The organism is Rhodococcus sp. MurmanLake-1 (assembly GCF_056945715.1).
Genome location: NZ_JBWZNF010000001.1, coordinates 654,445 through 670,102, shown reverse-complemented (window position 1 = coordinate 670,102; position 15,658 = coordinate 654,445). Strand labels below are relative to the sequence as shown.

Below are 15,658 nucleotides of genomic sequence, written 5' to 3'. Positions count from 1 at the left end.
TTTTCATGGCAAAGACCACTCCCAACACCACGCGCAGCCGCAGCGCTGTGCTGAAATCGCCGATCGATGCGACTCCTGAATCGGGAGTGCAGCGCACGGTCCTTCCCGGCGGCCTGCGCGTCGTCACCGAATTCATCCCCGGTGTGCGTTCCGCCTCCGTCGGCGTGTGGGTCGGAGTCGGTTCCCGCGACGAGCAGCCGAGTGTGGCCGGTGCGGCGCATTTTCTCGAGCATCTGTTGTTCAAGTCGACGCCGTCACGGACCGCGTTGGACATCGCGCAGGTCATGGATGGTGTGGGCGGCGAACTCAATGCATTCACGTCGAAGGAACACACCTGTTTCTACGCGCACGTGATCGACGAGGACCTCCCGATGGCGGTGGACCTTGTTGCCGACGTCGTACTGCGTGGGCGCTGCAGAACTGCGGATGTCGACGTCGAGCGGCAAGTAGTGCTCGAAGAGATCGCGATGCGAGACGACGATCCGGAAGACCTGCTCGGCGACGCCTTCCTGACCGCGTTGTTCGGAGATCATCCTGTCGGTCGTCCCATCATCGGTAGCGTCGAATCGATCGAGTCGATGTCGCGCAATCAGTTGCACTCCTTCCATGTTCGGCGTTACACGCCGCAGCGGATGGTGCTGGCAGTAGCGGGGAACGTCGACCACAAGCAGGTTGTGACGCTCGCTCGCCGCGCATTCGCCGGGCATCTCGAGCGTGGGGTCAAGCCGGCGCCGCGGCGCGAAGGCACTCTGCGGTTGCGAACGATGCCTGAACTGAGCTTGACCCACCGCGACAGCGAGCAGGTCCACCTTGCGCTCGGGGTACGCGCGTTCGGTCGGCACGAGGGTCATCGCTGGGCCCTGTCTGTTCTCAACGCCGCAGTGGGCGGCGGGCTGAGTTCTCGTCTGTTCCAAGAGATTCGCGAGAAGCGTGGGCTTGCGTACTCCGTCTATTCCGGCGTAGACACCTTCGCGGACACCGGAGCGTTCTCTGTGTACGCGGGTTGCCAGCCGGAGAACCTCGGGGAGGTTGCCACAGTGATCCGCGAGGTACTTGCGAACGTGGCGACGGACGGAATCACCGATGCCGAGATCGCCCGCGCCAAGGGATCGCTGCGCGGCGGATTGGTTCTGGCACTGGAAGATTCAGGTTCACGCATGAACCGTATCGGTCGCAGTGAACTGAATTACGGCAACCATCGCAGTGTTGCGCAGACGCTCGCGACCATCGACGCGGTTACCTCCGAAGAGGTGCTCGATGTGGCGCAGGTGCTCTTGACCAGGCCTTTTGCGGCCGCCGTCGTCGGCCCGTACAAGCGGGTTCGTGATCTTCCCGCGTCGGTACGCGGGATCGTGGGCAAGTAGTTCGAACTATCGAAATCGGGGTGTGCAGTTGAAGATCCGTGGTGCAGTGCTCGAAGAGATCGGCCGGGAGCGTCCCTTTGCGGAGTCGACTCCGATTTCGATTTCGGAACTCGACCTCGAATCCCCGGGCCCGGGTGAGATCCTCGTCAAGATCGAAGCTGCCGGGCTTTGTCACTCCGACCTCTCCGTGGTCGACGGGAATCGCGTTCGCCCCGTGCCGATGTTGCTGGGCCACGAGGCAGCTGGTCGAATCGTCGAACTCGGCGACGGCGTTGATTCGTTGTCGGTGGGCACCCGCGTCGTGATGACTTTTCTTCCGCGGTGTGGCGAGTGCGCGGGATGCGCCACTGGCGGCCGGATGCCGTGCACGGTGGGTAGCGCCGCCAACAACGACGGCAGTTTGCTCGGTGGCGCGCAACGACTGCGGCGCTCCGGCGAGAGCGTCAAACATCATCTCGGCGTTTCGGGTTTCGCGACGCATGCGGTGGTCAACGCCAAGTCCGTAGTTGCCGTCGAAGACGATATTCCGGCCGAGATTGCAGCCGTACTCGGTTGCGCGGTGTTGACCGGCGGGGGAGCGCTACTCAACGCGGCCAAGCCTCGCCCGGCGGACACCGTGATGGTGGTCGGCTTGGGCGGCGTCGGGATGGCCGCAATCCTGACGGCGCGGGCACTCGGGGTCGAGAACGTCATAGGCGTCGATGCACTGGAGTCCAAGCTGGCTCAGGCGCTGGAACTGGGCGCGACCGAGGTCTTCACACCGTCCGGCCTGTCCGAGAGTGGCGTTCGCGCAGACATCGTCGTCGAAGCTGCGGGAAATGCTCGGGCGTTCGAGACAGCCGTGGCCGCGACGGCAGCCGGTGGCACGACCGTCACGGTCGGGTTGCCTGCGCCTGATGCGCGCTCGTCGATCTCGCCGCTCGGGCTGGTGGCCGAAGCGCGGACCATCATCGGCAGCTACCTCGGATCCGCCGTCCCCGCCCGCGACATCCCGATCTACGCGCAGTTGTGGCGCGACGGGAAGCTGCCGGTCGAGAAGCTCATTTCCTCGCGAATCGAATTGGCCGACATCAATTCGGGTATGGACGAACTCGCCGACGGAAAAGCAATCCGACAGGTCATTATCTTCGACGCGGAGTAGGTGCACGTCGGTGTTATGCAGCGGAAATGAGGCGTTTACGCCCCCGATTCCCTCCCGAGTCGCGACGGAAAATCGTTACCCGTTGTAACGCTCCTCTCGTACTGGACGACTACTCGAATGACGTTGCGTGACGCCCCGGGGGTCGGTCGTACGTTTTCCAAAAGCTGATTGGGGAGAAGATATGCCGGTTCGTGGGTTCTTTTCGCGACATCGAATACTGGCGGGTGCAGTAGCGCCCGCAGCGCTCGGCGTGGCCGCACTGGTCGCGGTTGCGGTCGCTGTGGACTCTCCGGAGTCACGCACGATCGAGACACAATTGACGTCGTCGGTCACCGAGTGTCACGACATGGTCAGCATCGCGGTTGCCGGTCGACACGACACACCCGACGCTTCGACGGTGAAGATGTTGCTGGGAGCCGACGGGAAGCCGCTGCCGGCCGCCCTGTCCGGTGACTACAAGAGTGAACGCGTCGACCAGGTGATCAACCCGGCAGGCTCCGTCAACGCGAACAAGCCCGGCTCGTACGCGGCGGTGTACATCGCATATCCGGCCAACATGGCGTCCTACGAGGACGCCGTCGCTGCCGGTGCTGCAAATACGCAGTCCGTGATGAGTGCCATCGCCAAGGAATGCCCGAAGACTCAGTTCTCGATCGTCGGTTACAGCGAGGGCGCCGATGTGGTGCGTCGTGTGGCGATGGACATCGGTACGCAGGAGAACAACGAGTTCGGTGTCGACCCGGACAAGGTTGTCGGTGTGGTCATGCTGGCGGATGCAGGCCGTGAAGCCGGCGACGGTACGTTCCTCGGTGCCAAGAATCCGTTCACTAACCCGGACAACTTCGATAAGAAGTACCAGAGCGGCACCTCCGCGACACCTGGCGAAGGTGTCCTCCCCGGCACTGCCGGAGGTTTCGGCAAGCTGAACGGCAAGGTCGCGTCCTTCTGCTCGGACGGTGACTTCACCTGCTCGGCTCCCAGCAACATCTCTCTGTTGATCTTGGCGGCAAATGTCGGTCGGCAGTTGAACATCGACCAACTCGAATCACAGGGTCTGAACCCGGCCACCGGCCAGGACGTCGCGGTGGTGTTCGGCCAGATCGTCTTCGAGGCGTTCGCAGACATTTCGTCGAATCCCAACTGGATGCAGAGTGACGAGACGTTCCTTCAGGTGATGCTCAAGGTCTCGGATCCGGAGTACAAGCCCGGTAAAACACCCGCGCCGGCGCCGGTAGCCGAGGGCGAGACGGTATCTACCGACAAGGTGTCTCCGCTGGCATATCTGCCGCAGAAGCTTTTCAAGGAGATCGTCGGTCTGATTGCTACCAACCAGAACACGATTCCCGTGATCTTGAGCGACCCCTACCAGCAGACACTCGCTCCGGACGTCGGACACCACTTCGATTACTGGCGTGATGCGGACGCGGCCAACGGCAAGCCGTTGACTTCAGCTGAGTACGCAGCGGCCTGGCTCACCTACCTAGCCCAGCAGGCGAAGGAAGGAAAGCCCGTCGACACAACGGCGAAGCCGACCCCGGAACAGATCCGCGCGGCAGTCGATGCCTACATGGCCGACGGCAATGCGGAAGGCGACGCAGCAGTGGCTGACGGCACCGGTCAGGCACCGGCCGCAACCACGGGCTCGACGGAATCCGCTGGAGCGCCCGCAACGACGTCGCCGGTACCTGCGGCAGGATCCGCGCCGGTCACATCGGGAGCAGCAGCGACGCCGACTGGTTCGGCCGCGGTCACTCCTACGTCGACTGTTCCGACCTCACCGGTTGCGGGAACGGATGCGACGACGGCGCCCCCGACCACGACGGTGACGTCGACGACGACGACGAAGGTGCCGGTTCCGAACCCGTAGGGGTCCTCGCGACATTACGTCACCAATAGCTCGGTCACAGGCTGCGATCCGCAAGTAGTTGCGGATCGCAGCCTGTTTTGTATGTACGGGTTACGTACAGCGGCGGTTGGTGCTTATCGTGGAAGGGAGGTTTCCGGATCACGAATCGTGGGTTTCACCGTGCACGAGCTGTCTATTGCGCAGAGTGTGGTCGAAGCCGTGTGCGAGCGTGCCGGCGACCGACGAGTAGCGAGCGTGCGGCTTGAAGTAGGGCAACTCTGCGCGGTGGTTCCACACTCTCTGCTGTTCTGCTTCGACGTTGTCACCGCGGGTACTCACGCTGAGGGTGCCAGCTTGCACATCGATCAGATTGCAACCAGCGCGCGATGCAATAGCTGTGGCGTGACTTTCTCGCCGCCCGACATGTTCTTGTTGTGTGGGTGCGGCAGTGCTGATGTCGAGGTGCTTGCCGGCCGCGAGTTGCGGATCCTGTCGATGGAAGTGAGCTGAGCATGTGCGCGACGTGTGGGTGCGGGGACGCCACGGGACCTCGGGTGTCGGTCGTCGCCGGCGGAGAACACGAGCAGGACGACAGCCATGGGCACGGTCACCACCACGACCATGACCATGACCACGACCACGACCACGACCACGACCACGACCATGGGCACGGTCACTCCGACCACACGGTAATTCTCGAGCAGCAGGTGCTTGCCAAGAACGACGGCATTGCGGTTCACAATCGTGAGTGGATGCGGGGCCGCGGAATCACGGCGCTCAACATCATGAGTTCGCCCGGCGCGGGTAAGACGGCATTGCTGGCGCGAACGATCCGGGAACTAGGACGACAACGACCGATTGCCGTGATCGAAGGTGACCAGGAAACCCGGCTCGACGCCGAGCGGATTCGTGAGGCCGGCGCGTCAGTGGTCCAGGTCAACACGGGGGCGGGCTGTCACCTCGATGCCGAGATGATCGACCGCGCGCTGCGCGCCTTGGACCCCGCGGACGAGTCGCTGCTTCTGATCGAAAACGTAGGAAACCTGGTGTGCCCCGCGCTCTTCGACCTGGGTGAGGAAGGCAAGGTTGTCCTAATTTCGACGCCGGAGGGGGTCGACAAGCCGAAAAAGTACCCGCACATCTTTGCCGTCGCGGACCTCGTGGTGATCAACAAGATCGACTTGCTCCCGTACGTCGAGTTCGACGTCGATGCCTGTGTCGCGCAAGCGAAAATCCTCAATCCTGCTGTGCGCGTTGTTGTTTTATCGGCCACGACAGGTGAGGGTATGGACGAGTGGTACGAGTGGATCGGTAGTCGTTCGGCGATTTCTCCGGTGGCCGTTGACAACTGATCTGCTCGGGTAGTTAATGAAATGAGTGGGTGCCACGCAAGTGGGCCGAGGTTCGACTCCGGTGGCGTCAGCGTTTCGGTGCCGCAGCAATTTGAGGCCATAGCGTGTCAGGCAGTAGCGGCGCCGAGAATCAGGCGCAAGTGCACCCGTGAAAGCGGCTGACATGGACACACAAAAATCGACTGCTGGCACCACGGCGGAACCTGCCTCCGAAAGCGCAGCTACCCCGGAAAGCGCAGCGGCCAAAGCGGAAGAAACTCTGATCCACGTGCTGTGGATCAATGCCGGTCTCAGTTGCGACGGTGATTCGGTGGCGCTCACCGCGGCCACGCAACCCAGTATCGAGGAGATCGCGCTCGGTGCGTTGCCCGGCCTACCTCAGGTGGCGGTTCATTGGCCGCTCATCGACTTCGAATGTGGACCGCAGGGTGGCGCTGACGATTTCCTGGAATGGTTCTGGAAAGCCGACCGGGGAGAATTGGAACCCTTTGTTCTTGTTGTCGAAGGATCTATACCGAACGAGAAACTTCACGACGAGGGGTACTGGTGTGGATTCGGGAACAATCGCGAAACCGGTCAACCGGTCACCACGAGCGAATGGCTCGACAAGCTGGCGCCGAAAGCCACTGCGGTAGTTGCGGTCGGCACGTGCGCAACCTACGGCGGCATACATGCGATGGCCGGCAATCCGACCGGTGCGATGGGCGTGCCGGACTATCTCGGGTGGACCTGGAAATCGAAGGCGGGCATCCCGATCGTGTGCGTTCCCGGGTGTCCCATTCAGCCGGACAACCTCTCCGAGACCCTGACCTATCTTCTGTACATGGCCACTGATCAGGCGCCGATGATTCCCTTGGACGAATCCCTCCGCCCGCAGTGGCTTTTCGGTGCCACCGTTCACGAGGGCTGTGACCGTGGCGGGTACTACGAGCAGGGCGAGTTCGCGACGGAGTACGGGTCGCCGAAGTGCATCGTCAAGCTGGGATGTTGGGGACCGGTTGTGAAATGCAATGTCCCCAAACGCGGTTGGATCAACGGAGTCGGCGGGTGCCCTAATGTCGGCGGGATCTGCATCGGCTGCACGATGCCGGGATTCCCGGACAAATTCATGCCGTTCATGGATGAACCACCTGGCGGCAAACTCTCCACCAATGCGGTGGGAATGTACGGGTCCGTGATCCACAGTCTGCGCCGGATCACCGGTCACACGTTGGACAAGGAACCGCACTGGCGCGAGCGCGGGTCGAAGTTGCTCACCGGTGCGACGCGTACGTGGTGACCGACCGGATACCTTCAAATCAGTTCGTGAGCAACGTCTCTGGGAGGCACTGCAATGACGGCCATCGTTCCCGAACCCACCTCGACTGCGGACCGCGACGGTCTTGTCGAGATGGCGTGGGACCCCATCACCCGAATCGTCGGCAGTCTGGGTATCTACACCAAGATCGACTTCGCCAACCGCGAAGTGGTGGAGTGCCACAGCACGTCTTCGATCTTTCGTGGGTATTCCCTGTTCATGAAGGGGAAGGACCCGCGCGACGCGCATTTCATCACCAGTCGTATCTGCGGCATCTGCGGTGACAATCACGCCACATGCTCGTGCTACGCACAAAACATGGCGTACGGCGTCAAGCCGCCGCATCTGGGCGAGTGGATCGTCAATCTCGGCGAGGCCGCCGAGTACATGTTCGACCACAACATTTTTCAAGAGAATCTGGTAGCAGTCGACTACTGCGAGAAGATGGTCTCCGAGACGAATCCCGGTGTGCTGGCGCAGGCAGAGAACACCCGCTGCCCGCACGAGGAGCAGCACGGTTATCGCACGATCGCCGACATCATGCGGACTCTCAATCCGTTCACAGGTGAGTTCTATCGCGAAGCGTTGCAAGTCTCGCGTTCGACCCGCGAAATGTTCTGCCTGATGGAGGGCAGGCACGTCCACCCGTCGACGCTCTATCCCGGCGGCGTCGGCACCGTCGCGACGATCGAACTGATGACGGACTACATGTCGCGGCTGATGCGGTACGTCGAATTCATGAAGAAGGTCGTGCCGATGCACGACGACCTGTTCGACTTCTTCTACCAGGCGCTGCCTGGTTACGAGAAGGTTGGCCTGCGGCGGACCCTGCTGGGTTGTTGGGGATCGTTCCAAGACCCCGAGTACTGCAATTTCTCGTACAAGGACATGACCGACTGGGGCCGGAAGATGTTTGTCACTCCCGGTGTGGTTGTCGACGGAAAGTTGGTCACCACGGATCTGGTGGACATCAACCTCGGTATCCGAATCATGCTGGGGTCCTCGTATTACGAGGACTGGAGTGATCAGGAGATGTTCGTCAAGACCGATCCGCTGGGTAACCCGGTCGATCGCCGGCACCCGTGGAATCAACACACCAACCCTCACCCGCAGAAGCGGAACCTCGAGGACAAGTACAGCTGGGTCATGTCACCGCGATGGTTCGACGGAAAAGACAACCTCGCTCTGGATACCGGCGGGGGAGCATTGGCTCGTCTGTGGAGCACCGCTCTTGCCGGCCTGGTCGACATCGGATACCTGGAGTCGACCGGACACAGTGTGAAGATCAATCTTCCGAAAACAGCACTGAAGGGTCCTGTCTCGCTCGAGTGGAAGATTCCAGAGCATGGCAGCAATACTCTCGAAAGGAACCGTGCGCGAACGTATTTCCAGGCATACGCAGCAGCGGCTGCCCTTCACTTCGCAGAGAAGGCGCTTGTCGAGATCCGGGCAGGCCGTACCAAGACGTGGGAGTCGTTCGAGGTTCCGGACGAGGGAATCGGTTGCGGATTCACCGAAGCCGTCCGCGGAGTTCTCTCACATCACATGGTGATTCGTGACGGCAAGATCGCGAACTATCACCCGTACCCACCGACCCCGTGGAATGCGAGCCCGCGCGACAGCTACGGAACCCCCGGTCCGTACGAGGATGCCGTGCAGGGTCAGCCGATCTTCGAGGAGAACGATCGAGACCACTTCAAGGGCATAGACATCATGCGGACCGTGCGTAGTTTCGATCCCTGTCTGCCGTGTGGTGTTCACATGTATCTCGGCGGCGGTAAGACCCTGGAGAAGTTGCACTCTCCGACGCAGTCCGTGACCGGGGAGTGATCGATGGAGCAATCGGCCGACTACTGGCGCGGAGCAGGTGAGCGCATCGAGACGTTGTTACAGGCCAATGCCGGTGCAGGCCCGGTGGCCAGGGATCGCGCCGAGCAACTGGTCCGCGAGGTCGTGCAGTTGTACGGCGCCGCACTCGAACGCACCGTCGCACTGGCGGATCCGGCCATGATGGATGCGATGGTTCGCGACGATCTGGTGTCGAGCCTCCTACTGGTGCACGGACTTCACCCGCACGACGTCGAGACCCGCGTACGCACTGCGCTCGACAGGGTGCGTCCGTACCTCGGCTCGCACGGCGGGGACGTCGAACTGATCGAGGTGGCGGACGGCGTGGTGCGGCTACGGCTTCTCGGAAGCTGTAACAGTTGCCCTTCGTCGTCGGTGACCCTCGAAACCGCGGTCCAGGACGCGGTGCAGGCGGCGGCACCCGAGACCACCGGAATCGACGTCGAAACACCGGATTCGCACGAGCTGAAGTCGGGTGTGATCTCGGTCGAGTCCCTGTTCTCGCACGTACACGCCGACGGGGGAGGCGCGCACTGGGTGGAGGTCCCCGAATTTGCCGAAGTCGACGCGGGTGAGGTCGCGGGTTTCCGGGTATCGGATACCGATCTGTTGGTCTGCCGCTCCGGTGACGATCTGTACGCGTATCGCGACCATTGCCCCGTATGTGACCATTCGATGGCGGGGGCTGTGCTCGAACGCATGATGGGCCTTCCTGTCCGAGACGCCGCTGTCCTTACCTGTCCGACGTGCTCTGCCCACTTCAGCGTGTACGGAGCGGGTGCGCGGGTCGGCACCGGCTCCGAGCACCTGGCGCCTCTGCCGGTGCTTATTCGCGACGGTGTGCTCTCGGTCGCGCTTGCCGACGATTCCGTGTTGCCGGTGACCTAGCCGTGGACGAAGCCTGGTCATGAAAACCACTGTGGGAGAGGTGCTCACGCGAATCGCCTCGACGCGCGCCGTTCCGACCGGGCCGCTGTGTGAGATGTGCGCGGCGGGCATAGGTGACGAACACCAACACGTCGTGGACGTACAGGTCCGGAGCCTGATGTGCGTGTGCCGTCCCTGCTATCTGCTCTTTGCGCCGGTCGACGCGGATCTTCGATACAAGGCGGTTCCCGATCGGTATCTCGAATTTCCGGACTTCGACCTCGGCCCTGGCCGGTGGGAGTCCCTGGAAATCCCCGTCGGACTGGCATTCTTCTTTCGGAACTCACTCCTCGACAAGTACATAGTCTTCTATCCGGGACCTGCCGGAGCTACCGAATCCGAGCTGCCCATCGACTCGTTCGAGACTGTGCTCGCGGAGAATCCGGGGCTCTCGCAGATGCGGGCCGACGTCGAGGCGTTGATTGTCTCGGTGCCCACGTCAGGACAATCGCCGAGATGCTTCGTTGTTCCCATCGACGCCTGCTACGAGCTGGTGGGCAGGCTGCGCACCGTGTGGCGCGGATTCGACGGTGGCCAGGATGCAGCGCGCGCGGTGGACGAGTTCTTCGGGCGCGTCGAGGCGCGAAGCAGGTCGGCATGACCGTCCTCGACTTCTCGGTCGACAACGTGGAGGTGGAACCGTATGCGGTTACACCAAATCTGACGGTGAGATTGAGGATGTCGGAGACTACCGGCGCGACCGTCCGAGCAGTCGCTCTACGCGCACAGGTTCGAATCGAACCGCACCGCCGGCCGTACTCCGACGAGGAAGGCGACGCCCTGCGCGATTTGTTCGGTCCGCGGGAGCGTTGGTCGAGTACGCTGCGAACCTTCTTGTGGATGGAGTGTTCCGCGGTCGTTCAGGGATTCACGGAAACAACGGTCGCGGCCTTACCCATGGCGTGTACGTACGACTTCTCGGTGACGGCGTCGAAGTACATGCACGCACTCCGTGACGGAACGATTCCGATCGTGGTTCTACTGAGCGGAACCGTATTCACCGACGGGCAGCGCGGTTTCTCGGTACAGCAGATCCCGTGGGACAGATCTGCTGCCTACGAATTGCCGGTCGACGTGTGGAAACAGCTGATGGCCACGCATTATCCGGCCTCTGGTTGGGTACGCCTCGACCATGAGACGATTGCCGATCTCGTGCGATTCAAGGCAGCGCACGGCTTCACGGACCTCGATTCAGCCGTGCGGCAGTTGCTCACGGCGAGCGAGGTGCCCCGATGACCCGAACTGAGATGGATCACGACGTTCGGGCCGTGGCCGACGCTGTCCTGTACGAGGGATATCTTCTCTATCCTTACCGGGCCGGCTCGGCGAAGAATCAATCCCGTTGGCAGTTCGGGGTTCTCGGACCGCCCGGCGCCGCCGGTGACGGAGTCGGCGAGGAACCGTCGATGTCCGCCCAATGTCTGCTCGGCGAACTCGAGCGGAACGGCGCCGAAGTAACGGCGACGGTGAGATTTCTGCACCACCAGTCGCGGACGGTTGAACGACTCGGCGCCGGCGGCGCGTGGATTCCGGTGGATCGGTTGGTCGTCGACGGGCACGAGGCGATCTCGTGGGACGAAGCCACCGAATCCGAGATCGTCTTGGGTCCGTGGCGTCTGGACGAACTCGAGGCCGGCGTCGAAGAATCCTTCTGTGCGGCGGGAGTTGTCGACGGAGAGACTCTGGCGGATTCTCGGGGCCGGGTAGTCGGACGGGTCGTTCGGACACGGCTTCCGGTGACTGGCCGCTTGGAATTGAACGCCTCCGCCGGGGACAGACGCAGGGTGATCTCCGTGAGCATCATGAACGACACGAGCGTCGACATGAGGGACAAGGGCACGGCCACGGCGCAGTCGATGCTCGGCACTCACGTCATTTTGACCTGCGCAGGCTCGAAGTTCGTGTCGTTGTTCGACGAACCAGATCACTCGGAGCCGCTGCGCCAAAATCGCTGTTATCCCGTGCTTGCGGGGACCGAGGATCCGACTCACCCCGGTACATCGCCCACCGTTCTGGTGTCACCGATCATCTTGTACGACTTTCCCGAGATTGCGCCGCAGAGCGAAGGATCCCTGTTCGACTCGACGGAGATCGACGAAATTCTCACGCTGAGAATTCTGGCCATGACCGAAGAGGAAAAGGCGCGGGCGCGGGCGACCGACTCGAAAGCTGCCGACATCATCGACCGATGTGAAAGCTTGACGGCCGACGATCTAGCCGGCCTGCACGGCGTGCTGCGAGATTCGAATGCCGGTTCTGATCTGATACCCGAGGTGCCTGACGGCGTGGACTGGTGGACGCCGGAAGCCGACACCAGTGTTCAACCACGCACCGACGCAGTTTTGATCAACGGCGTCCGCGTCTGCGGTGGAAGTACGGTTCGGCTTCACCCCTCACGTCGCGCTGATGCTCAGGACCTGTTCTTCGACGGCCGGATCGCCCACGTCGCCACCATTCATGAAGACGTGGACGGCGACATTCATGTTGGGGTGACGCTCTTGGACGACCCGGCCGCCGATCTGCACAACTGGTACGGCCGCTACCTGTACTTCGCGCCGGACGAGATAGAGCCGGTGCCGCGAGACGGCGCGAGTTGACGTACTTCACGCTGTCGGACTTCACGCTGTCGGACTTCACAGCTTTCGGACTTCACTGCTATCGAGAGGAGAACCCGCCATGAGGAGCATGGGATTGCTGTCGACGGCACTTCTCGGCGCCACCGCGATCGCAGCCGCGATCGTTCTGGTGGTGTCGATGCCGGACATCCAGCGCTATCTGCGAATGCGAAAGATGTAAAGCACTGTGCGCGTGCTGATTGCAGGCGTCGGAAACATATTTCTCGAAGACGACGGATTCGGCCCCGAAGTTGTTCGAGCGTTGCAGCATGAGAATCTCCCGACGGGGGTTCGCCTGGTCGACTACGGGATTCGTGGTGTACATCTCGCATACGACTTGTTGGAGTCGTGGGACGCGCTGGTGCTGATCGACGCATTACCGGTGACCGGAGTTCCGGGGAAGCTTGCGATCATCGAAGTGGATCCCGAAAGTGAAGGTCCGCAAGGAGGTTTCGACGCACACTCGATGCATCCGAGTTCGGTGTTTGCCAGCCTGCAGGCCCTCGGCGGAGCACTCCCGCGGACGTTCGTGGTGGGGGCACACGCGAAATCGGTCGGCGACGGAATCGGATTGAGTGCAGAGATGCGTGATTCGGTAGGGCAAGCCGCCTCTGCGGTGATGGCACTCGTCCGGTCGATCGACGTGGATTGTGATGCCACCACTTTGGGGCCGGAGGTGTGAGTCATGTGTCTGGGGATTCCGGGACGGGTACGCGAACTACTGGACGGGTACGGCGGTCAACTCGCCCTCGTCGACGTGGAAGGTGCACCGCGCAAGGTCAACATCGGAATGCTCGACGAAGGCACCGTCACGGCAGGTGACTGGGTGGTGATCCACATGGGCTTTGCAGTCGAGAAGGTCGACGAACAGGGAGCACAGCGCGCCCGGGCCGGCCTCGAACTGATGGGCCGTGGTCAAGACGGTGAGATCGACGAGTCCGATACTCGTACCGGCGAGGTCGGGACATGATGATCGCCAACCGTGTCATCGTTCGTGGCGTAGTCCAGGGGGTGGGATTCCGGCCGTTCGTTCACGCGACTGCGACCGAACTGGGACTGTCGGGTTCGGTGGGAAATTCTGCTCTCGGGGTCGTGATCGACATCGAAGGCGACGGAGAGGCAATCGATGCATTTGTCGCTCGGGTGCGAAACCGCCCCCCACCGCTGGCACGAGTGGAGTCGATAGAGCGCGAGGACTCGCCGCCGCTAGGTCGTCAGGGGTTTTGCATCATCGAGACGGATGCGGGGGCGGTCGGGCGAACCTTGGCGCCGGCCGACGTCGGGATCTGCGACGACTGCCTGCGGGAGCTGACTGATCCGAGCGATCGGCGATTTCGTCATCCCTTCATCACCTGCACCAATTGTGGTCCACGATTCACGATCATCGAGTCCATGCCCTACGACCGGGCCGCTACGACGATGAAGCGGTTCCCGTTGTGCGCGAACTGTGCGGCAGAGTACGTGGATCCCTCCGACCGCCGGTTTCATGCGCAACCGATTGCCTGCCCGGAGTGTGGTCCAACGCTTTCGTTCGTGGAAGGCGACGCGCCCGCGGTGACCGGCGAGGGTGCACTGCTACGAGCCCGATCGCTGCTACGAGGCGGGAAGGTTCTTGCCGTCAAGGGAATTGGAGGATTCCACTTGGCCTGCGATGCGCGTGATGATCGCGTGGTTCACGATTTGCGTGAACGCAAGCATCGACCGAGCAAGCCGTTGGCGGTGATGGTGCGCGATGTGAGAGAAGCCAGAGCGCTGGGTGTGGTCGGGGATGCCGAGGCCGATGCCATGTCCTCGCGCGAGCGTCCCATAGTGCTGGTTGCCAAAGCGTCTGGATACACGCTGTCTCCTTCGATTGCCCCAGGCATTCCGGACATCGGAATCATGCTGGCCTACAACCCGATTCAGCATCTTCTTCTCGGGTTGGCGGGAGACGCTGCGGGCCCCGCGGCGTTGGTGATGACGTCGGCGAACATCGGTGGCGAGCCAATTCTGTACTCTGACGACGATCTCGAACGGGTGGGTGACCTCACCGACGGGGTGTTGACCCACAACCGTCCGATCTTGATGCCGTGTGACGACTCGGTGATGCGAATAGTCGGCAGTGGACGACAGTTGCTTCGTCGCTCGCGCGGATATGCACCGCTGCCCGTTGCGGCGCCGTTCGATCTACCGCCCACCTTGGCGGTCGGGGCCGATCTGAAGAACACCTTCTGTCTTGCCGAGGGTGCGTATGTCTGGCCGAGTCAGCACATCGGAGACATGGGCGACCTCGCTGTCCTCGACAGTTTTGCTGCCTCGGAGAGTCACTTCGAGTCGATCACCGGAGTAGTGCCGCACCAGATTGCCTGTGACGAGCATCCTCGGTATCGCTCGTCCTCGTGGGCTCGCAGTCGTAGTGGCGACCGACCGGTGCGCGTCGTCGGGCATCACCACGCACATGTGGCTTCCGTGATGGGGGAGAACGGCCGGGACGGGAGCGAACCGGTTCTCGGAATAGCGTTCGACGGCACCGGCTACGGGGCGGACGGCGCAGTGTGGGGAGGGGAATTGCTGCTGGCGACGTACAAGGGTTATCGCCGTCTCGCGCATCTGGGATACGTACCGCTGCCCGGGGGCGATGCCGGAGTGGAACGACCGTACCGAATGGCGCTCGCCCACCTCTGGCATGCCGGGTTGGACTGGGAATCCGACCTCGCGCCGGTGGCGGCCTGTCCGCCACGAGAGCAGTCGGTCCTACTTCACCAGTTGGAAACCGGTTTCGGGTGTGTGGACACCTCCAGCATGGGGCGGTTGTTCGATGCAGTCTCCTCGCTGACCGGGGTTCGTCAGAGCGTCGACTACGAAGCGCAGGCCGCCATCGAACTGGAGGGCATTTCGAGGGGAGTCGACTGCGCCCCGTCGCGGTACACCTTCGACTGGGTGCAGTCGGACGACGATTCATGGACAGCTGATCCACGGTCGGTCATTCGGGCCGTTGTCCGTGATCTCCGGGCGAAGGTGCCCGCCGACGTGATCGGCGCGCGCTTCCACGAATCCGTCGCGCACCTCGTACTCGAGTGGGCAATCCGTGGCCGGGAACTGGCGGGAGTGGACGAGGTAGTTCTCACCGGAGGCGTGTTTCAGAACCCTCTCCTGCTCGTCCGGGCGTGTGCCCTGCTCGGAGAAGCCGGATTCACGCCGTTGACAGGACTGCAGTTACCACCGAACGACGGTGGTCTCGCCTACGGCCAAGTGCTGGTCGGGAGTTCGTCATGAGGTCAGGAGTTGT

The 15,658-nt window shown here is 62.3% G+C and carries 15 protein-coding genes; all 15 read left to right on the top strand.

The features are described 5' to 3' along the window. Positions 1-5 precede the first annotated feature (5 nt). The 15 genes from AC2ETI_RS02985 to hypF all read left to right on the top strand — a co-directional run bounded on the left by AC2ETI_RS02985 (position 6) and on the right by hypF (position 15,645). The gene (locus AC2ETI_RS02985; protein ID WP_483633553.1) at positions 6-1,364 is read left to right on the top strand and encodes a M16 family metallopeptidase; all 1,359 of its coding nucleotides are present in this window, start codon (positions 6-8) and stop codon (positions 1,362-1,364) included. A gap of 28 nt (positions 1,365-1,392) precedes the next feature. Continuing rightward, the gene (locus AC2ETI_RS02980; RefSeq protein WP_256065118.1) at positions 1,393-2,505 is read left to right on the top strand and encodes an alcohol dehydrogenase catalytic domain-containing protein; all 1,113 of its coding nucleotides are present in this window, start codon (positions 1,393-1,395) and stop codon (positions 2,503-2,505) included. Between the two features lie 181 nt (positions 2,506-2,686). Continuing rightward, positions 2,687-4,372, top strand: a complete 1,686-nt coding sequence (locus AC2ETI_RS02975) for a cutinase family protein (protein WP_483633552.1) — start codon at positions 2,687-2,689, stop codon at positions 4,370-4,372. Positions 4,373-4,531: 159 nt separating this feature from the next. After that, complete coding sequence (locus AC2ETI_RS02970; protein ID WP_099697942.1) at positions 4,532-4,861, top strand: hydrogenase maturation nickel metallochaperone HypA/HybF; 330 nt, start codon at positions 4,532-4,534, stop codon at positions 4,859-4,861. 2 nt (positions 4,862-4,863) lie between these two features. After that, entirely contained in the window at positions 4,864-5,703 is an 840-nt protein-coding gene (hypB, locus tag AC2ETI_RS02965) for a hydrogenase nickel incorporation protein HypB (RefSeq protein WP_483633551.1), read from the top strand. 163 nt (positions 5,704-5,866) lie between these two features. Further along, positions 5,867-6,982 carry an NADH-quinone oxidoreductase subunit B family protein gene (locus tag AC2ETI_RS02960; RefSeq protein WP_020969412.1) on the top strand — a complete coding sequence of 372 codons (1,116 nt, stop codon included), beginning with the start codon at positions 5,867-5,869 and terminating at the stop codon, positions 6,980-6,982. 54 nt (positions 6,983-7,036) lie between these two features. Then, on the top strand, positions 7,037-8,830 hold the full coding sequence (locus AC2ETI_RS02955; protein WP_019748080.1) for a nickel-dependent hydrogenase large subunit: 1,794 nt from the start codon (positions 7,037-7,039) through the stop codon (positions 8,828-8,830). Positions 8,831-8,833: 3 nt separating this feature from the next. After that, entirely contained in the window at positions 8,834-9,736 is a 903-nt protein-coding gene (locus AC2ETI_RS02950; protein ID WP_483633550.1) for a NifU family protein, read from the top strand. Positions 9,737-9,755: 19 nt separating this feature from the next. Beyond that, on the top strand, positions 9,756-10,376 hold the full coding sequence (locus AC2ETI_RS02945; protein ID WP_021333534.1) for a DUF5947 family protein: 621 nt from the start codon (positions 9,756-9,758) through the stop codon (positions 10,374-10,376). Continuing rightward, positions 10,373-11,011 carry a DUF6084 family protein gene (locus AC2ETI_RS02940; RefSeq protein ID WP_020969415.1) on the top strand — a complete coding sequence of 213 codons (639 nt, stop codon included), beginning with the start codon at positions 10,373-10,375 and terminating at the stop codon, positions 11,009-11,011. Before AC2ETI_RS02945 ends, AC2ETI_RS02940 begins: the two co-directional genes overlap by 4 nt. Next, positions 11,008-12,372, top strand: a complete 1,365-nt coding sequence (locus tag AC2ETI_RS02935; protein ID WP_483633549.1) for a hypothetical protein — start codon at positions 11,008-11,010, stop codon at positions 12,370-12,372. Before AC2ETI_RS02940 ends, AC2ETI_RS02935 begins: the two co-directional genes overlap by 4 nt. Before the next feature lie 79 nt (positions 12,373-12,451). Then, on the top strand, positions 12,452-12,571 hold the full coding sequence (locus tag AC2ETI_RS02930; protein ID WP_003942178.1) for a DUF6893 family small protein: 120 nt from the start codon (positions 12,452-12,454) through the stop codon (positions 12,569-12,571). Positions 12,572-12,577: 6 nt separating this feature from the next. Next, positions 12,578-13,072: a hydrogenase maturation protease gene (locus tag AC2ETI_RS02925; protein ID WP_211916881.1), complete on the top strand. Its 495-nt coding sequence runs from the start codon at positions 12,578-12,580 to the stop codon at positions 13,070-13,072. 3 nt (positions 13,073-13,075) lie between these two features. Then, positions 13,076-13,360 (top strand): HypC/HybG/HupF family hydrogenase formation chaperone, encoded by a 285-nt coding sequence (locus AC2ETI_RS02920; RefSeq protein ID WP_021333538.1) that lies wholly within the window; start codon positions 13,076-13,078, stop codon positions 13,358-13,360. Further along, entirely contained in the window at positions 13,357-15,645 is a 2,289-nt protein-coding gene (gene hypF, locus AC2ETI_RS02915) for a carbamoyltransferase HypF (RefSeq protein WP_483633548.1), read from the top strand. Before AC2ETI_RS02920 ends, hypF begins: the two co-directional genes overlap by 4 nt. The last annotated feature ends 13 nt before the right edge of the window (positions 15,646-15,658 follow it).